Below are 24,913 nucleotides of genomic sequence, written 5' to 3' on the forward strand. Positions count from 1 at the left end.
TAAGATGCTATTCACTCATTAGTAATATTTGCATATTAGAATTATAATTGTTAAAAACGCAAAAAAGGTAGGAGGATAAAATGGATATATTAAAAACTGTTGATTTATGCAAGAGTTATGGTAAAGGTAACAATAAAATAGACGCTATAAAAAATATGAATTTATCTGTAAAACAAGGTGAATTTGTTGCTATTATAGGACCAAGTGGTTCTGGTAAAAGTACACTGCTCCATTTATTAGGTGGTGTTGATAGACCTACTTCAGGTAAAGTTATCATTGATGGAGAAGATATTTATAACTACAAAGAAAAACAATTGGCTATATTTAGAAGGAGAAAGGTTGGATTTATATTTCAGTTTTACAATCTGATACCTGTTCTAACAGCTAGAGAAAACATTGAATTACCTCTACTTATGGATAATAAAAAAATTGATAAAGCTTATATAAATGACTTGATGAATATCTTAGGGCTTGAGAATAGAAAAAAACACCTTCCATCTGAATTGTCTGGTGGACAACAACAGAGGGTATCTATTGGAAGAGCTTTAGCATATAAACCATCTATTATTCTTGCTGATGAGCCAACTGGAAATTTGGACAGTAAAAATAGTAGAGAAATTATAGACCTGTTAAAACTATCTGTTAGGAGATACCATCAGACATTGATTATTATTACTCATGATTTAAATATTGCTTCTCAAGCTGACAGGATTATATCAATAAATGATGGTATTATAACTAATGAAGAGGTGATGGATAATGAAAAACATCTCTTCTAGATACTTAAAGGTTCAAAAGAAAAGAACTATACTAACTATTCTTGGTGTAATAATGTCTGTTGCCCTTATCACTGGTATATTTACTATAATAACAAGTGTACAGGATAAACTAATACGATCTGAAATTAATAGAAATGGTAGTTATCATATAACAATAAAAGATTTGACCCCTGATAAAGTAGATATACTAACTAATTACACCAATGTAAAAAAACACAGCATATCAACACCATTTAAAACTGGTGTTTTAGAAGATCTGGGAAAGAACTATGATGGTAATAACAGATATAGAAAAATAAAAATAAAAAGCCATTCTAATTTTTCTCCTGACATAACACCCGTTAAATTAAAAGAAGGGTCTCTTCCAACTAACCCAAATGAGCTAGTTGTCGACACTTGGGTTTTGAACTATCTACCTGGAAATGCCAAAATCGGAGATAATGTTACATTAGACTTAGGTGAAATTAATAAAGGCATCTTTGAATCTAGCAATAAAAAAGAATATAAAATTGTTGGTACAATGTACCCTAATCTTACAACCTCAGGTAAAATGAACGCTATGGGGTTAACGTTCTTAGATGAAAATAATCTGAAAAAAAATGAAGTTTATTCTATGGACATAGAGTTAAAATCTTATAAAGATATTAACTCCAAAATAAAAACTCTAGCAAATGACGTAGAAATTCCAATAGACAACATTCGTGTACACAATTCATTACTTGGATTTTATGGAGAAAGTTCTAATACAGAGTTAAATGTAGCTCTATTTATGCTTGTAGGATTTATAGTTTTGTTAGTTGTCATCAGTACAATAGCTGTCATTTTCAACTCATTTAATATATCAGTTATAGAAAGAGCTTCTCAATTCGGTGTGCTTAGATGTGTTGGATCTACACCCGCTCAAATTAGAAAAATAGTATTTAAAGAGGCTGTTATTATAAGTATCATTGGTATACCTATTGGATTATTATGTGGTACTTTTGCTATGAAAGTTGTATTCTATGTAATTGGTCATATTGGTGCTGATAAAGTATTTAGCGATATAAATGTAGTAATATCTCCTCTTGTTATAATTGTTAGCTCTATAATAGGTTTTTTGACTATTATTGCTTCTGCATTTTTACCTGCTAGAATTGCAGCAAAAGTATCTCCACTAGAAGCTGTTAGGAGTACTGGTCAATTCAAAAAAGATAATATTAAAAGATCTAAATTAGGAACACTTATACACAACATATTTGGTTTTGAAGCTGGACTTGCTTGGAAAAACCTGAGAAGAAATAGAAAAAGGTTCTTGATAACTGTCTTCTCTATGGTAATTAGTATAGTATTGTTTATAGTGTTTAATAGCTTCTTAAAATTCACTTTTGATGGTAATTTTATGGATAATACAAATATGTATGAATTTATGATATCTAATAGAGATGGGAGCTCAATAACTGAAAAAGAATATAATGATTTACTCAACATATCTGGAATTGACAGAGTATTTCCTAATATGATATTCCCTGTCAAGGCTACTGTTAGTACAGACACTTTGACAGATGAATTCAGTAAATATTGCAAAGGTGAATACACTGTAACAAATAATACAGTTCAATTTGATAGTACAAATATCATGTGTTACGGAGATAACAATTTGGATTTATTTGGTGAAGTAATAACATCAGGTGAGATTGATATTAATGCAATGAATAAAAATAATGGTGTAATATTAATAAAGCAAGCATCAGAATATATTAGAAATCCTGAGACTGGTAAACTTAAAAAGACTTACTTTGATTTAACTAATACTAAAGTCGGAGATACTATACCTGTGACACCTTACAAAAATAAAACTATAAATGTCAAAGTAGCTGCTATCGCTGATACTGGTATATTTACGTATAAAAAATATTGTCATTCTGATGGATTTATAATGATAACTTCAAAAGATGTTTACAAAAATATTATAGGTAACGATAAATACAACTCTATGAATGTAAGTATAGTTGATGATTCGGATAATGATGCTGTAGCAAAGAGCATATCAGCTTATTGTGAAAAAAATGACTTTGACTATGTTGACTTGATTAAACAAGCTAAAGAATATAAAAGAAACAATTTAGTTATAAAAATATTCTTATATGGGTTTGTATCTGTTATTACGTTGATTAGTTGTTTAAATATAATAAACACTATAAATACGAACCTATTATTAAGAACTAAGGAATTCTCTATCTTGAAAGCAGTAGGCATGTCCGAGTTTAAGCTAAAAAAGATGGTATGTTTTGAAGGATTATACTATGGTATTATTTCTTCGCTCTATGGTGTTATCATAGGTGTTGGACTCAGCTATTTGTTATTCAATATAGTGACGCAAGTTAGTGATTTTGGTTGGAACACTCCTTGGAATGATATAGCTGTAGCAATAGCAGGTGTATTAGTATTTACACTACTATCAGCCTATATACCTCTTAGAAGAATGAATAAGCAGAGTCTAGTGGACAACATCCGTAAGGAACACTAATGGATTTGTTCTAAAATGGCCAATCCCGGCGTTACCGAAAAAATACCGACTAGTCACGTACATTAGTACGCTCCTATCCGCTATTTTTTCAGTGGCTTAAAATTTCCTTATTTACAAATCAAGTATTTAAAATACCCTATATAAATACTCACTCAAGTTATATTATAGTATATACTTTTGTGAGTATTTATGTTTTATTATCAACATTAAATGAGATTTATTAACATGCTTACGTAACGATTTCTCCTTTTATAAACATAATTGCTATTTGTGTTCTATGTTTTAAATTAGTCTTACTCAGTATTGAAGTTATGTAGTTCTTAACTGTTCCTTCTGATATAAATAACTTCTTTGATATTTCCTTGTTGGATAACCCCTGTGCTATTGACTCTATTATTTCAAGCTCTCTAGGCGTGAATGCTTCTGTATTCAAAACTTTGTTTACTTTATTTGATATGCCATCTCTAAGCTTATCTAATACTACATCTTGCAAAACTGTATTGCCATTATAGATTGTTCTTATAGCATCTTTGATTTTTATTGGTGAGTTATCTTTAAGCAAGTACCCCTTTGCTCCATTTTTTATGGCCTCTTTTATGTATTTATCTTCATCAAATGTTGTCAATATCAATACCTTTGTGTCAGTTTGTTTTACTATCTCCCTTGTTGCTTCTACTCCATTCATAACAGGCATTCTTACGTCTAAAAGTGCCACATCAATTTTTCTTTCTTTACACTCTTCTACTGCTTCGAAGCCGTTTTCTGTACATGAGATAACTTCAAAATCTTCGTCCATATTTAGTATAATTTTTAAGCTTTCACGTATTAATGAATCATCATCAGCTATTAGTATCTTTATAGACATAATACACCTCCTTTTTATTCTATTACTATTGGTAACAAAGTTATTACCGAAAACCCATTTGATCCATCTATTATCAATTTTCCATTGGCACTTTCAACTCTCTCTTGCATTCCTAGTAATCCTAACCCCTTCTTTATAACAAGGTTTCCTAATCCATTATCTTTAACCTCTACCTTAATAATCTTATTTAATACTTCTACTTTTAGATTAACCTTTGTGGCTTTGGAATATTTTAAGGTATTTGTTAAACACTCTGTGACGTTTGAGAGTATTATTTTCCACTGAATATAAGATATCTTGTCTATATCCTCATTATAATAAAGAGTAGTTTTCAATCCTTCTGCTTTTTCCAATTTACTTATAAATAACTTTAGATTATGTATCCCAAGCTCTTCTGTATTTGGTTTTATTTCTCTTAGAGTAGTCCTTATCTTTTCCATACCAACTTTCAATACATTAATAGTATTTTGTATCATTTTATCTGATTTTTTTATATCTTTATTTATCAATAATCTTGTTGCCTCTAATTGCATAATACTTGCCGTTATGGTATGTCCGACGCTATCGTGTATAGACTGAGCTATTTTGTTTCTCTCCTCTAGCTGTGATATGTGCTTTATTTCATCTTCATAACATTTTTGCTTATCTATAATATCATAAAGCTGACTGTTTTTATTCCTTAATCTATCATTTTCCTCTGTGATGTGTTTTATTTTCTGAACTGATTTTATGTAGACTTCTATAAATAAATATTCAAATCCTGCAATTAGCGCAAATTCTGCTAATGGAGTAATTTTTAAGAATAGTATAATCATTAATATAAGTACTACATTTGTCAAATGTGAACATCTAAAATAATGTGTTAGAAAATACATATTAATAGGCAATAGCAAAATATAACTATTATCTAATAATTTATACATAACTACAATGTAAATTGTTATCAATGTCGATAAGTATTTTTTATGCCTTGTATCATGAAATATATAATTTAGTAACCTAAAACACAGATATATTAATACACTTAACACTAAAAATGTAACATCAATATCTGTGTTTTTAATGCTATAGCAACAATAATATATAACTAAAAAAATCTCATTAAATATCAGCCATCTATACATAACACCCTCCTATAATAAATAATTATATCATTTTTTATTTGGTTTAGCAGTGAACATATTACTTTAGTCATATATAAAAGTGACTTTTTTCAACTATTTTTAAAGTTGGTTTATTAGTATAATTAAATTAATACAATAGATAGGAGAAATGCTTATGAAAATAGTAAAAATTGAAAAATTGATAAAAAAGTTTAACGATACTATTGCAATTGATAATACAAGTTTAGAAATCAATCAAGGAGAAATTTATGGTCTACTGGGCCCTAATGGTGCGGGAAAAAGTACTATTATAAATATTATTTCTGGCTTACTAAAAATGGATAGCGGTACTATTGAAATACTAGATAAAAATATAACAAAACATTCAACTTATGTAAAGAAAAATATGGGAGTAGTTCCTCAAGAACTTGCTATATACGATGATTTAACCGCTTACGAAAATGTTAAATTTTTTTGTAAGTTGTATGGTATAAAAGGTGCAGAGCTAAAAAAAAGAACCATAGAGGCATTAGAGTTTGTAGGACTGAGCGATAAAGCAGACAAGTTTCCTAGTAGTTTTTCTGGCGGTATGAAAAGAAGATTGAACATTGCATGTGCTATAGCTCACAGACCAAATCTTATAATTATGGATGAACCTACTGTTGGATCTGATCCTCAATCAAGAAACTATATCTTACAATCTGTAAAAAAGCTAAATGAGCTAGGTAGCACAGTTATATATACTACTCACTACATGGAAGAGGCTGAGGCTATTTGTAGTAGAATAGGTATCATAGACCACGGAAAATTGATTGCAGAAGGAACAAAAGAAGAACTAAAAGCTATTGTATCAGATATACAGTCAATTGTTTTTACAGTTGATAATAGTAAAAGTGTGAATATAGAAAAACTAAAGTTAATAAATGGAGTTGTAGATATAACTGTTAATGATAACGATATAAAAATTGAAAATAGAAAAGAAATTAACAACTGGGATAAACTCATAATGTACTTCAATGATAACAATATAACTATAAAAAATATTAAAAGCAATGAAATAACTCTAGAAACTGTCTTCTTAACTCTAACTGGCAGAAAACTTAGGGATTAGAGGTGATATAATGTTAAATATCTTAATTAAAGAACTTAAACAAGGCTTTAGAAATAGAAGCTCGATGGCTTTAATGATATTATTCCCTATAGTTTTGATATGGATATTAGGAACTGCATTTAATAACCAATTTGCAAGTAGTAGTTTAGATTACGATGGTGCCACTGTTATATATTCATACAGCGAAGAAGGTCCATTGTCTAGTTCGTTTGAAAATTTTATTGAATCAATAAAAAAATCTAATATTGAATTTATAAAAATTGAAAAAGATAAATATTCACCTGATATGCTAAAGGGAAATTCATATGCATGTTATATATCAATAAATGAAAAAGAAGGTAAAATAACAGTTCTAAAAAATCAAAAAATACAAGTTGTTTCTGATTTTATTGAAAATACGATTTCTGCATTTGTGCAGAAGTACAATTTTTACTATGAGGTATCTAAAGTTAACAGCAGTGCATTAGAAACTATATTAAATAAAAAATCACCTAGTAATATAAATACTTCTATGGTATCTGTAGCTGGAGATAGAAAACCTCGTTCAATTGATTATTTCTCTATTACTATGCTCACTCTTATTATCATGTACACTTCAAGTGTAAGCTTTGCAAGTGTAAAAGATGAAGATATTCTGAAAACTGGCGATAGAATACATGTATCCCCAATCAATATGTATAGTTTGTTTTTTGGAAAAGTATTTGGTAACATTTTATTATCAATTTTGAGAGTTGCAGTTGTCATATTGTTCAGCATGTTTGTATATAAGGTTTATTGGGGAAACAATATACTGATATTGTTAACTATAATATTTTCTCAATTGCTAATGTGCATATCAGTTGGAATAGGGGTAGGCTATTCTACAAAGGATCAATCCGCTGGTAATAGTATCTTAAACATACTCATTCCTATATTTGTATTTTTAGGTGGTGGCTATTTTCCTTTAGAACAATTCGGTAATAACATATTAGTTAAGATTTCAGTCATCTCTCCTATAAAATGGATAAATGAAACAATGTTTGATGTGATATATCTAAATGATTTTAAAAATGTGAGTTTTGTCATTATGCTAAACTTATCTATTTCATTTATGTTTTTATTGTTATCCTTATACAAATTCAAAAGAAAGGGAGTGGTTTAATATGAATAATATACTCATACTGTCATTCAACACCTTTAAAATGTTATTCAGAAAAAAAATAAATATATTTGTATATCTGATATTTCCTACTCTTTTAGTCTGTGGAATAATGTATCTAGGAACTAATTATAAAATAACTAAGCCAAATATGGGAGTAGTTGACAATGATAATACTATATATTCTGCTGATATGATAAATTTTCTTAATAGTACAGATAAATTTAATATAAAGCCTATTAATGAAGCTGAAATAAATGATAAAATAAATTCTAGGACTCAAGATTTTGTACTTGTAATACCTAAAGGATTTGAAGATAGTATTTATTCTGGCAAAAAAAGCACTATAAAAATAGTCTCAATAAAAGGTAAAACAGCAACTGTATTTATTGAAATATATACTAAGTATTACTTAGATATACTTCATGATACATTGATAGCATCTAACGGAGACAAAACAGTATTTAATAAAATTTTTAATAACTTTAAAAATGGACCAATTAAGATTGATTCTGAGTATGTCAATAAATATACTGTCAAGCAAGTTAGCGGAACTTCTTTAGGTATGTTTCTGATGTTTATTATGATTATATGCTCAAATATAACAAGTCTAATGCTAAAAGAAAAGCAGAACAGAACATATTACAGAATCTGCACATGTCCTGTTAATCCAAAAGAATTTGTATTAGCAAACATGTTTGTAAATTTAACTTTACTATTTACTCAAATTTTGCTCGTTCTTGTATCTATTAACTATTTGTTTAATATAGATATGCAGATTTCATTCTTATATCTTATTATAATACTATTTGTATTCGGGATTGTATCTGTTGGATTAGGAATGTCGATTGTAATATTCTCTACATCTAGTATTGGTGTAAGTGCATTAACTAACCTAATAATAGTTCCAACATGTATGCTTGGTGGCTGTTACTGGCCTAGAGAAATAATGCCAAACATATTGCAAAAGCTTGGAAACTTCGTTCCTCAAGCTTGGGCAATGAACGCAATTAAAAAAATTCAAATGGGTCGACCTTTTGGTGATATATGGATGGATCTATTAATACTAGGTGCCTTCGCCTCGTTTTTTTTCTTAATAACTGTTTACAAGGTTAAAAACAATAATACTAATAGGAGTTTTGTTTAATTTAAAATCAATATGCATACTTCATAAAAAATAATCAAAAACCTAACTGAGCCACTTTTATGTGGCTCTTAGATACTATTTATAAAGGTTCTAAATTGACTGTATTACTTCATCTACGATTTTCTCTGTTCCTTTCCCATCAACCAATGTCCTTTGCTTGTTTATCATATTTTTTCTTTTTTCAAAATCATTTATAAGGATATCCAAAGTGTTGAATATTTTATTTTTTGTCAAGTCACTATACCAACCTATATTTTTTATATACCCTAGTTCATCCATCTTTGTCACAATCGGCTCTTGATTCTTTGCTAAAATAACTCCTAAAGTTACTACACCACAAGCGCATAATTCATAAATAGTTCCTCCACCTGCTGATATAGCAATATCTGAGAGTAACATTATCTCAGATATTTTATTCACATTCTCGTATATTCTAATTTTTTTAAATTCCTTTAGTCTATTTTTTAAATTATTCTTATTAAGAAAACTATCTCCTATAATTACATTTAGATTTATTTCATCATATTTCTGATTACTTCTAATGATGTTAACTATTCTGCTAGTCGTATTATAATAATCTGCTCCACCTGTTGTTATCATAATATTTTTCACTTTTTCACGTACAATTATTTTGTTAATATTTCTAAATTCATCTCTTAATATGTTATATTTAGTGCCTAGTAACATTTTTTTATTAGGATTATTGTACTTATTATAGCCTAAACTGTGAGCTATAAGGCTACCATTAATGATAATATCAACTGGATAATCAAAGTCGTTAGTATCATCAATATATACTAATATTTTGCAATGCCTTCTGAGATTATCAAAGAATACTTTGTCTAACCCATATTTATCTACGACAATAATGTCATAGATAGTCAATTCATTCACAATGACAAAATTGTTTTCTTGCAATCTCTTGATGCCTTTGCTCCCATTACTAAAAAATAAGACACCAAAACCTCTCCTCTTAAATTCACTTGCTAATGCCATACATCTCATTATATGCCCTAGTCCTACCTTTGAACCACCACTAGCTATAAAGCATACGTTCATTAGACCATTACTCCTTAATACAATTAAACTTTATTTTGAATTATGTTTTTATTTATCTCTAGTAACTCAGGATTATTCCTTAATAATTTTAAGACATCATGTATATCTATAATTTGATTTTTCTTATAAAGGCATGTGTATATCTTATTTATTAGCTTATAGTCTTCTATCTCATCAACACACAGTCTAATTTTAAAACTTTTTAGCTTTGTTGGCACTTTGAATGAACCTATTTTAAACATATTTGGATTTTTATACATATATAAGGTTACATGTTCTCTAGATGCTTTGTCTCTTGCAAGTTTATCCGCTTTTTTCAGAGCCTCCATTGAAAAGATTTCAACATCTAAACCTCTTATAAGTCCACATTTTGACATAGGACTCAAATAGTCATACTCCGAATGAACAAATTTCTTAATTACACTATTTATGAGAGTTGGATCTATTAGAGGGCAGTCTCCTGTAATACGTACAATAATATCTGCTTTTTTTTGCAATGCTAAATCTGCATATCTTTTTAATACATCTTCTTCTGACCCTCTATAATAGCTAATATTCTTGCCTTTTAAAATCTTACACAAAGTATTGTCCTTATACGATCTTGTAGTCGCTACAATCACATCATCAATTAATTTTGATTGTCTAGCTCTTAAGTATATGTGCTCTATCATAGGTTTACCACATAAGTTGCACAACATTTTTCCTGGAAACCTTGATGAACCCATTCTAGCCTGTATTATACAAACCACTCTCTTTGATTTCATTTGCTTACCTTCCCCTTATTTAAGATGTTCCCATTTTAAAGCTTATTTTCACTTAAGTTCCTGTTATGATATCGCCAGACTCTATTTCGAGATTATAATTACTTGTATTTATCTTCTGACTGAAAAGATCCACCAACTATGATGTTCCTGTAAATTGTTTTTCCAAAAATCTACACGCTCTTTATTTTCAACTGTAAAACCACTATCTGTGAGCATTTTTACAGCCTCATCTAAGTCTAAAAATGTATACAGCATATTTTCATATGGCCCTGTTCTATCATCTAATAAATATGTGTTCTCACTAACTTGTTTTCCTTTTTTATAGTTATAATCTTCTTTGGTTCTAAAGTTAATAATCATCTTGCCATTTTTCTTTAATAATGAATTTATTATCTTTAAGTCTTTAGCTATTTCCTTCTGTTCTCTTAAGAAAATAACACCAAAACATATAATAAAATCAAAGAAATTATCTGCGTAGATTTTATCTCTTAAATCCGCTTTTGTTATTTTAATTCTATCTTTATAATCACTCAATATATCTTTGGCTATTTCTACACTTTTATCGCTATAATCAATACCATATGTATTAAATCCATAATCTAATAGTAACTTTAAATGTCTTCCTGATCCAAATCCTATATCTAGTCCGTTTTTTCTGTTATTTTCTTTTATTTCTTTAAAATTTTTTGCTAAACAAGCAATTACTCTTTCGTTTGGATATAACATCTGATTTTTTGCTATCTGTTTGCTCCACGCCTTAATATTTGATTTATCATAACTCATAATACCACCTCTTTATTTTATTTAAAATTTATTAATTATTTTTCTATAATGTTTAATGCCCTAGTTGATACTCCTGTTGCAATAATGAACCTCTTCTTAAAATATCTTTGCTCTCTATCATTCCCCTATCTTATCTACAACTTTTAGATTAATTTTATAATCTAATATATTCCCGTTATTGGTCTTTTTTACTAGGTATTTTATCAACATATCCATTTTCTAAGTTCAAAAAACTATACAGAACCTTAGGCTCTTTTCCTTGAGGTTGTTACTTCTCTCCCTATACTTAACCTTATACAATCTTTTATAATATCTATTCTTGTTGCTTTCTGCATAAAAGAGCTACTCATACTATAGCCAGAAGTTCTGCCTGCCATTTCTATTAGAAATGGTACTTTTTTGTTCTTCATTATTACATCTGCATGAATTGCGCACCGATTCATCTTGAATACTTTACAGTATTTGATTACTAATATTTCAATATCTTTTATCTGGTTATCAATCATCTACACTTACAGGATAAATATAGTCTATTTCTTACCTGTATGGTATTGGTGTAAGGTTTTTTCTTATCAGTATAATATATACCTTACCATCATTAATAATTCCATCTATTCCATATTCAAATCGGCTAATGAATTGTTCTATTATAGAATCCTCTTCACCTCTTGATATAATGTTCCTATATAGATTTAATCTTATTTCTTCTTTATCTGTTATAGCAGTTACTTGCACTATACTTTGGTTCGCAGTTTCGAGACCTCTGGCATCTTCATTTTTATCTAGTGCTATAACATTTAATCCCAACTCTTTTGCTTTTTTATACTATAACATTGCTCCAATCATGTTCCAATACACATTATTTGCTTTTTATTTATATTACTTTTGTTAACTCAATTATCATATTATTAGGATATGTCTTTATTTCTCTATGGATTGTGTCATTTATATTCTCCTTCTTTATAATATTCATCTAACCACTTCCTTATGATTTTTTAAAAGTATTATATTTTACAATAGTTTAATTCTAAAAATCTTGTGAATATATATAAATAAACTTTCGGAAAACCACCCCAATCTGACTAATATAACAGGTCGCAATTAATCATTAGGATTAAATAAAACTATGATATTTAACAATAGTTTAAAATTCTTTAAAAGTGTTTTCAAACAATTTCAGTATTACAAAAAGAACTGCTTATAATTAAAACAGTTCCTATTTTGTTACTATATTTTTTATCTATATAAACAACCTTGATTATATTTGGTAATCTAGTTTATACTTCAATCCTTGCTTAAATCACACATACTCTTTCTTATCAACACTTTACATTTCTACTTAAAATGTTCCCATTTTAATACAGTATTTTTTCTTAAGTCTCTATTTATCTTCAAACCTATAATTTTCTCTTTGTCATAAGGACTTATTCCATATCCTGGTCTTACGATTTTAACATGATTTTTAGTTATCCGTTCACCTTTATTGATGTCTTTAGCAAGGCTAATTGATCTTATAGATTTGTACCTTTCATCTATCTCACATTTCATAACCCTTTTTCTTGAATGTCCTAATGCACTTTCCATATTCCTTATTTCAGTGACTAAATTTTTCATATCTTTTTGGTTCATACTGAACCAATGATCTGGCCCGACCAATGTTTTGTCTAAAGTAAAATGTTTCTCTATAACTTTCGCACCTAATGCAACCGCACCTAGAGTAGCTGTAATACCTAAAGAATGATCTGAGAATCCAACTATACATTCTGGATAAATCTTCTTTAAGCTCTCTATAATTCTTAAATTCATTTCTTCCATTGGTGAAGGATACTGTGCCACACAATGCATAATTACTAATTTATCACACCCATTTTCAAGAAGTGTTGTAACCGCAATATCAGCTTCAGCTAGTGTACATTTTCCAAGCGATATCATTACTGGATTTTTGGAGATAGCTGATGATCTAAGTAAGTCTAAGTAATTCACATCAGATGATGCTATCTTGATACAACACATTTTACACTCATCAATTAAATAATTAAGCCCCTCTATGCTAAATGGGCTTGAAAAAGCTATCAGCCCAAGCTTATCTGCATATTCAAATAATTCATTAAAGCATTTTCTTGGTAAAGAAATTCTATCAAACATCTCGCCAATCTTTTCGCTCATTTCCTTTCCTTCTTCACCCCAAGTTATTATTCTATCATAATCGCTTACTAATTCTTTACCTGTATAAGTCTGAAATTTGACAGCATCCACGCCACATTGGGCAGCCGCATCTATAGTTTTTTTTGCTAGTATAATATCTCCATTATGATTAGCTCCTATTTCAGCAACTATAAACGCTGGTTGTTTTTCTCCTATTTTTCTATTTCTTATATTAAATGTGTTGATAATAATTACCTCCCCACCGTAAAAATCCACCAACTACGATGTTCTTTTAGATTAGTTCAATTATGAAACCACAAAAACTATCTAGATATATTTCAGCTCTTATCCTTTCTTTAAAGTTGTCCAAAATTCCATTAACTATTTTAGTACACACACATAGTTTCTTGCTAAACAAGCTACTATTTTTTGTTTATGTAATATTCGATTTTTATAATTTCCTTACTCCATGCTTTGATATTAGATTTCATAATTATGTCTATATATCCTTTATTATGAATTTGGCCATCAATTTTTCAATATTAGCTAACGCAGATTGAACGGAATCACCAGTTACTGCTATAAACCCTCTTCTTAGTATATCTCTTCCTTCCTTTACTAGACCTATATAATCTCCTTCCTTTAAATTAATCTTATAATCAACAATGTTTATATCATCAAAATCTTCATCTTTAGGTATTTTTTTTATATAACCTTCTTTTAAATTTAATAACTTATATACTAATATTTGGTTTTTTATGTTTTCTACATAAGTTATTTTTTTACCTATACTTAAGTTGACACATTCTCTAATAAAATCTATTCCAGTTGCTTTTGGAATAAAAAAACTACTCATACTATAGCCAGCGGGTCTACCAGCTATTTCTATTAAATATGGTCTTTGGTTCAGATTCATAATTATATCTGCGTTTATAGCACAATTATCAATTCCTAATGCTTTGCATGAGTTTTTTAGTAAGTCTTTTATGCTACATATTAGCTCTTTGCTCAAATTAGCAGGCGAGAAATATCCCACCTCTTGTCTATAAGGTAACAATGTTAAAATTTTCTCTCTTATTAAAACAATATACATTTCACCATCTTTTACAATACCATCAATACCATATTCACTACCATCGATAAATTTCTCTACAATTGTATCATCATCACCTTTTGTATGAATATGTTTATTAATATTGATACTTATATCTGTTTGGTCAAAAATCGTTATAACTCCTTTACTCCCTGAACCAAATCTGGGTTTTAGAATACATGGAACACCAATTTTTTCTATAGCTATTTTAATTTCTTTTTTATTTTTACATATAACCTGCTTTGCACATGCTATATTATTGTTTTGTAATATATTGGTACACAATACTTTATCAGTACAATTTGTTGCTGCATTAAAACTTATTCCTTTTAATCCAAGTGCATCATTCACTGCACCTACAACAGTCAAATACCTGCCTATGGGAGTTGGTATTGTTGCTTTAATGTTATATTGATTAGCAATACCAATTACTTTATCCATCTCTTTTATATCTTGTACTATACCTTTGTTCGCTATTGCCAGACCTCTAGCATCTTCATTTTTATCTAACGCTATAACATTTAGTCCCAATTCTTGTGCTTTGATTATACTATAACATTGCTCTACCCCTGCCCCTATACACAACACATTCATGATATTCCTCCAAACTATATTAATATTAGTTAGGTTTTGATATGATTTGCTTATTCCTTAGATTTTTAGTCATAAATATTATTTTATCAAATCATAATTATTTACTTTTCATTAAAATGATTTAATCTCCTACGAATGATATCTATATCTTCTTCTAAGTTATTTTTATGCTTAGTTGCATATTCTTTTACTAATGGCTTTACATCTTCGTTAGCATTGTTGATACAGTTATAACATGCTGTTCCCGACAAATCGTTGATTATGTGTCGATGTCTTAATTCTCTCATTTCTTTACAATTCCATGCTTCCTCTAGCGAAACTTTCTTCAAATCAGCTACTGCAAGATAATTATCAAAATCAACACAACACGCATTTAAATACCCGTCATAAGTAATATGGAATCTATTAAAAATCATATTACACGGTAACTTAATTGGTTTGTACTTATCATCTAGTATTATATGTGAGTTTATTTCATACATATTTCCCCCTTGGTTATATACGTCATTGCATACGATAGCATCGACATATTCATTTAAAGTTTCTCTGAGCAGTTTATACTCATCATTGTTCTGTTTCGTTTTTATGAAAGAAATGTAAATTTTAATATTCAAATTACTTTTCTTTCTATATTTATCGAATTTTATAATATTTTTTATCACTGAATCAAAATCATCTTTGCCATGAATTAAATTATATGTCTTATTAGTTCCAGCATTCACAGAAAATTTTATACTGTTTAATCCAGCTTCAACAATTTCTTTCATCTTGTCATCAGTCAATAGTGCTCCATTAGTTGTTAAATAAATATATTTATAACCAATTTCTTTTGCTTCTTTAATATATATTGGAAGCTCTTTACACATCAAAGGTTCCCCTGTTGCATAAAACCCCACCCTAGATGTCCCTAACGAGTAAGCTTCTTTTAAAATTCTACAGGCAAACTCCTTATTTATATATCCTCTTTTTCTAGCCATTTTTCTATTGGCACAAAATATACACCTATGATTACAGTAGTTTGTTAACTCAATTATCATATTGTTAGGATATATCTTCATATCTTCACTATAAATTGTTTTTTTTATATTCTCCTTCTTTATAATATTCATCTAACCACTTCCTTATGATTTTTTAAAAGTATTATATTTCACCATATTAAACTATAGAAAATATTGTGAATATATCTAAATAACCTTTTAGAAAATCATACCTATTTGTCAGATATAACATGTTGCTAGTCATTAAATTAGAGTATTAAAAATCTAGTTTGAATTCCACTAATTTTTTCATGTATTATAAAAGGAACTGCTTATGTTAAACAGTCCCTTTTTTTATCACTATAATTTTATTTTATCTCTTATACACAACTTTACCATCTATAATAGTTGCTACAGTCTGATATCCTATATCCTCTAATGGATGCCCCTTACATATTAATATATCTGCATCTTTACCTGCTTCTAAGCTACCTATTCTATCATCAACACCTAATATTTGGGCAGCGTTTATTGTTATGGCCTTTAACGCCTCCATCTTGTCTAATCCTGCCTTTACAGCTAATCCTGCACACATTGGTAAATGCTGAAGTGGTATAACTGGTGAGTCAGTAGTAATCGCAATCTTAACTCCTGCTTTGTGTAACTCTGCTGGCGTCTTGAATGTAAGGTTTTGTAACTCAAATTTTGATCTATGAGTTAAACTAGGACCTACTATTGCATACTTGCCTTCCTCTGCTAAATAATCTGCTATTAGGTGTCCTTCTGTACAGTGGTCTAGTGTTATATCCACGCCAAACTCTTTTGCTATTCTAAGTGCTGTAAACATATCATCCGCTCTATGCGCATGTGCCTTTAGAGGTATTTCTTTCTTTATGACTTTAGCTAATGCTTCTAACTTCATATCAAACTCTGGCTCTTTATCTAACCCATTTATAGATGCTTCTTGCTTTGAAACGTATTTCTTAGCTTTAAACAATGCTTCTCTAAGTAATGCAGCTGTTGCCATTCTAGTCATAGGTGTTTTTTTCTGTTCATTGTATACTCTCTTTGGATTCTCTCCAAAAGCTATCTTCATTGCCGCAGGTGCTTTAACAACCATATCGTCAACTTTTTTACCATACATTTTAATCACAGCTGCTTGTCCACCTACCACATTACCACTTCCTGGACCTGTACACGCACAAGTTATGCCACCCTCTATAGCCTCTTTGAGGTTTCTATCCATAGGGTTAATACCATCTATTGCTCTTAAATGTGGTGTTATAGGATCTGTCATCTCATTGATGTCACTACCTTCAAATCCTATACTATCTTCTTCAAGTCCTATATGACTATGTGCTTCTATAAATCCTGGCATTACATTACAACCACTTGCATCTATTATCTCGGCATTTAAAGGTACTACTAAATCATTACCTATTTCTTTTATCTTACCATTCTCTATTAGTATATCAGCGTTTATTATTTCATTATTTTTCATAGTAAATACTTTACCATTTTTTATAAATAACAATTTAAACCCTCCTGTAAAAACAATTTAATAGCTTTATTTGTCATTATATCAAAATTGTTTTGAAAAATATAGTATAATCTACTACTACAATTTACTATATCTATCTATAGTTTTCTTAAGTGCATTTATAACTTGCTCTACATCACTATCACTCATCTGCGGATATAGTGGGATTGTTATCATTCTATCATATAGTTCTTCTGCCTTTTCACAAAGTCCTTTAACGTATCCTAACTCTTTATAATATGGATGATAGTAAACAGGTATATAGTGTACATTAACACCTATTCCCGATTTTTTTAGCTCATCAAATATATGCTTTCTGCCTACTTTCAATCTATCTAATTTAAGTTTTATAACATACAGATGATAACTTGACTTTGTGTTTTTGTCTTGGTATGGTACTATGATTTCATCTATTTTACTGAGTTCTTCATCATATTTCTTTGCAATTGCTCTTCTTCTTTCAACAAAGCTCTCTATTTTTGAAAGCTGGCTTATTCCAAGAGCACACTGTATATCTGTAATCCTATAGTTATATCCTAAATCTACTTGCTCATAATACCAATCTCCTAGATCTGATGTGTTAATATTTCGAGTTATACCATGAGTTCTAAATAACGATAATTTTTCATAAAGCTCTTTATTGTTAGTTGTAATCATCCCACCCTCGCCAGTAGTTATATGTTTCACTGGATGAAAACTGAACGTAGTCATATCTGATATGCAACCAATCATACTGTCTTTGTATGTAGCTCCAAGGGCATGTGAAGCATCTTCTATAATTTTTAGATTGTATTCATCTGCAAGCTTTAAAAGCTCATCCATATCACAAGGTTGTCCTGTGAAATGGACTGGTATTATTGCCTTTGTTTTATTTGTTATTTTACGTTTAATATCTTCTACATCAATATTATATGTCTCTGTATTTATATCTGCAAATACAGGTGTTCCTTTGCAGTAAATCACAGCGTTTGCTGATGCTGCAAATGTAATAGGAGATGTAATAACCTCATCTCCTTCTCTTATCCCAGCAGCATGGCAAGCTGCATGTAATGCCGCTGTACCATTTGATATTGCCACAGCATACTTTGCACCTACGTAGCTAGCAAATTTCTGCTCAAATTCTGCTACTTTAGGCCCTGTGGTTATATAGTCAGCCTTTAATATTTCTATTACCGCTTTTATATCTTCTTCATCTATCCATTGTTTTCCGTAGGGGATGTATTTCATTTTTTCACCTTCTTTTATTAAGCAGTTTTGTTATTTCATCAACGATTCTCTCTGTTCCTTTGCCATCTACTAGTTTTTGTTGCTTTATTATCACACTTTCTCTTTTATCTTTACTTTTAACTAGACATTCTAGACTTTCTAATACAACCTCTTCCGATAAGTCGTAATACCATCCAATATTATTGATAAATCCTAACCGCTCCATCTTGTTTACTATTAATTGTTGATTTTTAGCTAATATAAAAGCAAGAGTAGGTACACCACACACACATAATTCATATATTGTTCCCCCCCCTGCTGAAATTGCTATATCGCATATTGACATTATTTCAGACATTTTGGCTACATTTTCATGAATTGTTATATTAGTATATCTTTTTAAATCCACTTTTAAGTTATTTATATTATGAAATCCGCTTCCAATAATAGCATGGATATTAATTTCATCATATTCTGAATTTCCACGTATATACTCTACAATTTTACTAGTAACATTATAATTATCAGAGCCACCAGTAGTTATCATAATATTTTGTACATCTTCTTTCACAATACGTTTAGGTATATCTCTAAATTCATTTCTTAATATATTATATTTAGTCCCGATTAATATTTTTTTGTTCTCATCATCTTGTTTGTAGTTAAGCTCAATAGCAACTAAACTACCATTAATTAAAACGTCAACTGGATAATTATAGTTGTTTAAGTCATCTATATATACCAATATTTTAGTAATCTTTTTTATGTCATAAAAAAAAGCCTCATCTATATCATATTTGTCTATTATAATGACATCGTAAATATCGTGCATATCATCTAATAAAGTGAATTCATTATCTTGTAATTTTTCTATCCCTTCCTTATAGGAGCTTAAAAAGAAAACATCACAACCTCTGATTCTAAATTCTTTTGCTAAAGCAATACACCTCATTATATGTCCTAAACCTATTTTTTTATTACCATCAACAATAAAACAAACCTTCATACTTATTCTCCTTAAGACTTTACGCATTTTTTTGCAATACATGCTTATTAATGTTTTTTAATTCAGGTTGTTCTTCAAGCAGTTTTAGAACCTCAGTAATATCAATCACTTCTTTTTCTTTATATAGATTATTATATATTCTTTCTATTAGTTCAAAATCTTTATTTTCATCAACACATAATCTTAAATCATAGTTTTTTAGATGTGGTGGTATTGGAAAAAATCCTAATTCAAATTTATCTGGATTTTTATACATATACATTGTTACATGCTCTCTTGATGGTTTATCATCAGCTAAACAATCAGCTCTTTTTAACGCTTCTATTGTAAATACTTCGGTATCTAACCCTCTGATAAGCCCGTGCATACTTCTAGGGCTCATATAATCATAATCCGAAGCTATAAACGTTTTTACAAGATTATCTATAAGTTCTGGGTCAATAAGTGGACAATCTCCAGTAATACGAATAATAACGTCAGCTTTTATTTTCTCTGATAAATCCATATATCTTTTTAGTACATCTTCTTCTGATCCCCTATAATATGGAATCCCTTTTTTATCCAACAATTCACATAATACATCATCTTTTTTAGAAGTTGTAGTTGCTATAATTACTTCATTTACTAGTTTTGTTTTTTTTGCTCGTGAATAAATATGTTCTATCATAGGTTTGCCACACAAGTCTTTTAAGATTTTACCAGGTAATCTGGTTGATCCCATCCTCGCTTGAATCACACATACTATTTTTTTTCTTATCATCACTCTACCTTCTCTACTTAAAATATTCCCATTTTAAAACAGTATTTTTTCTTAAGTCTTTATTTATCTTTAGCCCTATAATCTTTTCTTTATCATAAGGACTTATCCCATATCCCGGTCTTACAATTTTCACATGATCTTTAGTTATTTTTTCACCTTTCTTGACGTCTTTAGATAGACTAATTGATCTTATAGATTTATATCTTTCATCAATCTCACAATTCATAACTCTTTTTCTTGAATTTCCTAGTGCAATTTCCATATTTCTTATTTCAGCAACTAAATTTTTCATATCTTGTGGATCCATGCTAAACCAATGATCTGGACCTACCAATGTTTTGTCTAAAGTAAAATGCTTCTCTATAACTTTTGCTCCTAATACAACTGCACCTAGAGTAGCTGTAATCCCTAAAGAATGGTCTGAAAATCCAACTATACATTCTGGATATATCTTCTGTAAACTCTCTATAATTCTTAAATTCATTTCTTCCATTGGTGAAGGATACTGTGCCACACAATGCATTAATACTAATTTATCACATTCATTTTCAAGAAGTGTTGAGATTGCAATATCAGCTTCAGCTAGCGTACATTTCCCCAATGATAGCATTACAGGCTTTTTAGATTTTGCTGATGATTTAAGTAAATCTAAGTAATTTACATCAGATGATGCTATCTTTATGCAACACATTTCACATTCATCAATTAAATAATTAAGACCATCTATGCTAAATGGACTTGAAAAAGCTATCAGACCAAGCTTCTCTGCATATTCAAATAATTCCTTGAAGCACTCTCTTGGTAAAGAAATTCTATCAAACATCTCCCCAATTTTTTCGCTCTTTTCTTTCCCTTCTTTACCCCAAGTTATTATTCTATCATAATCACTTACTAATTCTTTACCTGTATAAGTTTGGAATTTTACAGCATCCACACCACATTGAGCAGCTGCTTCTATAGTTTTTTTTGCTAACATAATATCTCCATTATGATTTGCTCCTATCTCAGCAACAATAAATGTAGATTTCTTCCCTCCTATTTCTCTACTTTTTATATTAAATGTATTGATACTATTACCTCCCCACTGTGAAAATCCACCAACTATGCTTTTCTTTTAAATCATTTTTCCAAAAATCTACTCTTTCTTTATTTTCAATTGCAAACCCAATATCAGTTAGAAGTTTTTCTGCTTCATCTAAATTTAAAAAAGTATATAGCATATTCTCATATACCCCAGCTCTATCATCAAGAAGGTATGTATTCTCGCCAACCTGTTTTCCTTTTTTGAAGTAATCGTTGTCTTTAGTTCTAAAGTTAATTATCATCTTTCCATTAGGCTTTAATAACGAATAAATTTGCTTTAAATCCTTTATCATTTCTTTTTCTTCTCTTAAAAAAATAACTCCAAAGCATACAATTAAGTCAAAAAAATTATCTGGGTAAATTTCATCTCTTATATCAGCTTTTTCAAGTTTTATTCTATCTTTAAAATTGTCCAATATTTCACAGGCTATTTTGACGCACTCTTCACTATAATCTACACCATATACATCAAACCCGTAATCTAATAATAATTTTACATGCCTACCGGATCCAAATCCTATATCTAATGCTTTCTTCTTATTATTTTCTTTAACATTGCTAAAGTTTCTTGCCAAACAAGCTACTATTCTTTCATTTGGGTATAACATTTTATTTTTTATAATTTCATTACTCCATGCTTTGATATTAGATTTATCATAATTCATGGCTATACCTCCTTTATTATAAATTTGTCCACTATTTTCTCTACATTAGCTAACGCACATTCAATAGAATCACCAGTAGCTGCTATAAAACCCCTTTTAAGGATATCTTTACCTTCTTTTACTAGGCCTATATAATCTCCTATTTTTAAATTAATTTTATAATCGACGATATTTATATCATCTAAATCTTGATCTTTAGGTATTTCACTTATATATCCTTCTTTTAAGTTTAATAACTTATATACCAATGTTTGTGTATTTATGTTTTCTACAGAAGCTATTTTTTTACCTAAACTTAAATTAACACATTCTCTAATAAAATCTATTCCTGTTGCTTTTGGAATAAAATAACTACTCATACTATAGCCAGCAGGTCTCCCAGCTATTTCTATTAGATGTGGCCTTTGATTTTTATTAATAATTATATCTGCGTTTATAGCACAGTTATTTATTCCCAATACTTTGCATGAATTGTTTAATAAGTCTTTTATGCCACAAATTAATTCTTTACTTAAATTAGCAGGAGAAAAATAGCCTATCTCTTGCCTATAAGGCAACGGTGTTAAAATTTTTTCTCTTATTAGTACAATATGTGTTTCACCATCTTTGACAATACCATCAACGCCATATTCAATTCCATCGATAAACTGCTCTACAATTGTATCATCATCACCTTTTGTTTGGACATGTTTATTAATATTAATATTTATTTCCGTTTGGCTAAAAATTGTTATAACCCCTCTACTACCTGAACCAAATCTTGGTTTTAAGATACAAGGTATCCCAATCTTATTAATTGCTGTTTCTATTTCTTTTCTATTTTTACATATAATTTGCTTTGCACATGCTATATTATCTTTTTGTAATATATTGGTACATAATACCTTATCAGTACAATTTGTTGCTGCTTTAAAACTTATTCCCTTTAATCCAAGTGCATCATTTACCGCACCTACAACTGTCAAATACCTTCCTATTGGAGTTGGTATTATTGCATTTATATCATATTTCTTTGCAATGTCAATTACTTTTTTTATATCTTTTATATCTTGCACTATTCCTATGTTTGCTACTTGTAATCCTTTAGCATTTGGATTACCATCAATAGCTATTACTTTTAGTCCTTTCTCTTGAGCAATTTTTATACTATAACATTGCTCATCGCCAGCACCAATGCAAAACACATTCATTGTATCCCTCCGTATCATTTGAATTCTGTCAATAGTTTTCTTAACTCATCAATATCCAACCATGTATTATTTGAACCAGAATTATACTCAAATCCATCTTTTACTAACTTTCCTCCATTTGACAAATTATTGTTAGACCACCAGTTAAAATGTGGATATATTATATAATGTTTATCATATTCATATGTTAATCTTGAATCATCTCTTGTAACCATAACTTCATGTATCTTTTCACCTTCTCTTATACCAACCTCTTTTAACTTGCAATCTGGCAATAGTGCTTTAGCTAAATCTGTAATTTTAAAAGAAGGTATTTTGGATATATATGTTTCTCCACCTTTTGATTCTTTGATAGCTTTAAATACTAACTCAACACCTTGCTCTAGTGTTATCCAAAATCTAGTCATTCTAAAGTCAGTTATTGGTAATTCTATCTCGCCTTTTTCAATTAATGTTTTGAAAAATGGTATAACAGATCCTCTGCTACCTGCAACATTCCCATATCTCACAACCGAAAACACTGTTCCATCTTTTCCAGAGTAAGCATTAGCAGAAACAAACAACTTGTCTGAAACAAGCTTAGTTCCTCCATATAGATTTATCGGATTTACTGCTTTATCTGTAGAGAGGGCCACTACCTTCCTTACTCCTCTATCAAGTGCAGCATCAATGACATTCTGAGCACCATGTATATTTGTCTTAATAGCTTCAAAAGGATTGTACTCACATGCTGGTACTTGTTTCATAGCTGCTGCATGTATTACATAATCTATATCCTTAAATGCTCTATAGAGCCTATCTTTGTCTCTTACATCGCCTATAAAAAACCTTAGCTTTGACATTTGCTCCTTTGTGAACTGCTTTGAAAATGTATTTTTCATTACAAACTGCTTGTACTCATCTCTTGAATACACTACTATCCTTTTGGGATTAAACTTACTGAGTACCATTTTTATAAATTTTTTGCCAAAAGAGCCTGTCCCCCCAGTAATTAATATTGATTTATTATTTAACATTCTTATCTCCCTGTCTAAGTATTTTTTAAATGTTTAAAATCTATCCACTCTTCAAGTGTAGGTACAATTTCATAGGACAAAATGTCTCCAAATAATATATAATCTTCATTTTCCATTGCATCTAGTATCATTGGTAATTTATCTGTCAATTCTGATATCTGTATACTTTTATCATTGACTTCACTTGTCAATCTCATTGCATTTATTATCCAATCAAGACCTTCAACTATTAAAGGAATCATATTGATGTATTCTACTTCGTTTACATTTTGTAAGTGTTCATTGTATTTATATATTCCAGCTATCATCTTTAAAATATAATCTTTAGCATCTCTTAATGTTTCTTCTTTTAGGATTTTATCTTCAATCATATGTTTTCACCT

General features: G+C 29.5%; 24 protein-coding genes. 5 read left to right on the forward strand and 19 right to left on the reverse strand.

Annotation, left to right across the window (positions count from 1 at the left end; all coding sequences use genetic code 11):
• Positions 1–80: 80 nt before the first annotated feature.
• The gene (locus tag P3X86_RS18910; RefSeq protein ID WP_483294296.1) at positions 81–779 is read left to right on the forward strand and encodes an ABC transporter ATP-binding protein; all 699 of its coding nucleotides are present in this window, start codon (positions 81–83) and stop codon (positions 777–779) included.
• Positions 760–3,285 (forward strand): ABC transporter permease, encoded by a 2,526-nt coding sequence (locus tag P3X86_RS18915; protein ID WP_483294297.1) that lies wholly within the window; start codon positions 760–762, stop codon positions 3,283–3,285. Before P3X86_RS18910 ends, P3X86_RS18915 begins: the two co-directional genes overlap by 20 nt.
• 229 nt (positions 3,286–3,514) lie before the next feature.
• Here the strand turns inward: P3X86_RS18915 and P3X86_RS18920 are convergent, their stop codons facing one another.
• Both P3X86_RS18920 and P3X86_RS18925 read right to left on the reverse strand, forming a co-directional pair.
• A complete protein-coding gene (locus P3X86_RS18920) occupies positions 3,515–4,150 on the reverse strand; it encodes a response regulator transcription factor (RefSeq protein ID WP_483294298.1) in 636 nt (211 codons plus the stop codon).
• A 14-nt stretch (positions 4,151–4,164) separates the two neighbouring features.
• On the reverse strand, positions 4,165–5,274 hold the full coding sequence (locus P3X86_RS18925; RefSeq protein ID WP_483294299.1) for a sensor histidine kinase: 1,110 nt from the start codon (positions 5,272–5,274) through the stop codon (positions 4,165–4,167).
• A 154-nt stretch (positions 5,275–5,428) separates the two neighbouring features.
• Between P3X86_RS18925 and P3X86_RS18930 the strand changes: the two genes are divergently transcribed.
• From P3X86_RS18930 to P3X86_RS18940, 3 genes are read left to right on the forward strand one after another with little or no spacing between them, the layout of a single operon-like run.
• Complete coding sequence (locus P3X86_RS18930) at positions 5,429–6,364, forward strand: ABC transporter ATP-binding protein (RefSeq protein WP_483294300.1); 936 nt, start codon at positions 5,429–5,431, stop codon at positions 6,362–6,364.
• Between the two features lie 10 nt (positions 6,365–6,374).
• Positions 6,375–7,505, forward strand: a complete 1,131-nt coding sequence (locus tag P3X86_RS18935) for an ABC transporter permease (protein WP_483294301.1) — start codon at positions 6,375–6,377, stop codon at positions 7,503–7,505.
• 1 nt (position 7,506) lies between these two features.
• The gene (locus P3X86_RS18940) at positions 7,507–8,649 is read left to right on the forward strand and encodes an ABC transporter permease (protein ID WP_483294302.1); all 1,143 of its coding nucleotides are present in this window, start codon (positions 7,507–7,509) and stop codon (positions 8,647–8,649) included.
• A 90-nt stretch (positions 8,650–8,739) separates the two neighbouring features.
• On the opposite strand, the gene pseG (P3X86_RS18945) is transcribed toward P3X86_RS18940, so the two are convergent.
• From pseG (P3X86_RS18945) to P3X86_RS19025, 17 genes are all read right to left on the reverse strand, one after another.
• Entirely contained in the window at positions 8,740–9,708 is a 969-nt protein-coding gene (gene pseG, locus P3X86_RS18945; protein ID WP_483294303.1) for a UDP-2,4-diacetamido-2,4,6-trideoxy-beta-L-altropyranose hydrolase, read from the reverse strand.
• Between the two features lie 23 nt (positions 9,709–9,731).
• Positions 9,732–10,472 (reverse strand): cytidylyltransferase domain-containing protein, encoded by a 741-nt coding sequence (locus P3X86_RS18950; protein ID WP_483294304.1) that lies wholly within the window; start codon positions 10,470–10,472, stop codon positions 9,732–9,734.
• A 108-nt stretch (positions 10,473–10,580) separates the two neighbouring features.
• On the reverse strand, positions 10,581–11,255 hold the full coding sequence (locus P3X86_RS18955; RefSeq protein ID WP_483294305.1) for a class I SAM-dependent methyltransferase: 675 nt from the start codon (positions 11,253–11,255) through the stop codon (positions 10,581–10,583).
• A 245-nt stretch (positions 11,256–11,500) separates the two neighbouring features.
• Positions 11,501–11,761: a hypothetical protein gene (locus P3X86_RS18960; protein WP_483294306.1), complete on the reverse strand. Its 261-nt coding sequence runs from the start codon at positions 11,759–11,761 to the stop codon at positions 11,501–11,503.
• 31 nt (positions 11,762–11,792) lie between these two features.
• Positions 11,793–12,062, reverse strand: coding sequence for a hypothetical protein (locus tag P3X86_RS18965; protein WP_483294307.1), 270 nt, complete (start codon positions 12,060–12,062; stop codon positions 11,793–11,795).
• Between the two features lie 528 nt (positions 12,063–12,590).
• A complete protein-coding gene (locus tag P3X86_RS18970; protein WP_483294308.1) occupies positions 12,591–13,676 on the reverse strand; it encodes an N-acetylneuraminate synthase family protein in 1,086 nt (361 codons plus the stop codon).
• 223 nt (positions 13,677–13,899) lie between these two features.
• On the reverse strand, positions 13,900–15,087 hold the full coding sequence (locus tag P3X86_RS18975; protein WP_483294309.1) for an ATP-grasp domain-containing protein: 1,188 nt from the start codon (positions 15,085–15,087) through the stop codon (positions 13,900–13,902).
• Positions 15,088–15,188: 101 nt separating this feature from the next.
• A complete protein-coding gene (locus P3X86_RS18980) occupies positions 15,189–16,196 on the reverse strand; it encodes a radical SAM/SPASM domain-containing protein (protein ID WP_483294310.1) in 1,008 nt (335 codons plus the stop codon).
• A 241-nt stretch (positions 16,197–16,437) separates the two neighbouring features.
• The gene (locus tag P3X86_RS18985; RefSeq protein ID WP_483294311.1) at positions 16,438–17,598 is read right to left on the reverse strand and encodes an amidohydrolase; all 1,161 of its coding nucleotides are present in this window, start codon (positions 17,596–17,598) and stop codon (positions 16,438–16,440) included.
• A gap of 84 nt (positions 17,599–17,682) precedes the next feature.
• Complete coding sequence (gene pseC / locus P3X86_RS18990; RefSeq protein WP_483294312.1) at positions 17,683–18,831, reverse strand: UDP-4-amino-4,6-dideoxy-N-acetyl-beta-L-altrosamine transaminase; 1,149 nt, start codon at positions 18,829–18,831, stop codon at positions 17,683–17,685.
• A gap of 4 nt (positions 18,832–18,835) precedes the next feature.
• On the reverse strand, positions 18,836–19,816 hold the full coding sequence (pseG, locus tag P3X86_RS18995; RefSeq protein ID WP_483294313.1) for a UDP-2,4-diacetamido-2,4,6-trideoxy-beta-L-altropyranose hydrolase: 981 nt from the start codon (positions 19,814–19,816) through the stop codon (positions 18,836–18,838).
• Positions 19,817–19,835: 19 nt separating this feature from the next.
• Positions 19,836–20,576: a cytidylyltransferase domain-containing protein gene (locus P3X86_RS19000; protein WP_483294314.1), complete on the reverse strand. Its 741-nt coding sequence runs from the start codon at positions 20,574–20,576 to the stop codon at positions 19,836–19,838.
• A 13-nt stretch (positions 20,577–20,589) separates the two neighbouring features.
• Entirely contained in the window at positions 20,590–21,552 is a 963-nt protein-coding gene (locus tag P3X86_RS19005; RefSeq protein ID WP_483294315.1) for an N-acetylneuraminate synthase family protein, read from the reverse strand.
• Positions 21,553–21,649: 97 nt separating this feature from the next.
• On the reverse strand, positions 21,650–22,324 hold the full coding sequence (locus P3X86_RS19010) for a class I SAM-dependent methyltransferase (RefSeq protein ID WP_483294316.1): 675 nt from the start codon (positions 22,322–22,324) through the stop codon (positions 21,650–21,652).
• A 2-nt stretch (positions 22,325–22,326) separates the two neighbouring features.
• A complete protein-coding gene (locus P3X86_RS19015) occupies positions 22,327–23,514 on the reverse strand; it encodes an ATP-grasp domain-containing protein (RefSeq protein WP_483294317.1) in 1,188 nt (395 codons plus the stop codon).
• A 14-nt stretch (positions 23,515–23,528) separates the two neighbouring features.
• Complete coding sequence (gene pseB / locus P3X86_RS19020; RefSeq protein ID WP_483294318.1) at positions 23,529–24,530, reverse strand: UDP-N-acetylglucosamine 4,6-dehydratase (inverting); 1,002 nt, start codon at positions 24,528–24,530, stop codon at positions 23,529–23,531.
• A 14-nt stretch (positions 24,531–24,544) separates the two neighbouring features.
• Positions 24,545–24,901, reverse strand: a complete 357-nt coding sequence (locus P3X86_RS19025; protein WP_483294319.1) for a DUF8042 domain-containing protein — start codon at positions 24,899–24,901, stop codon at positions 24,545–24,547.
• Positions 24,902–24,913: the final 12 nt, after the last annotated feature.

It is taken from the genome of Abyssisolibacter sp. ZYX002 (assembly GCF_056892235.1).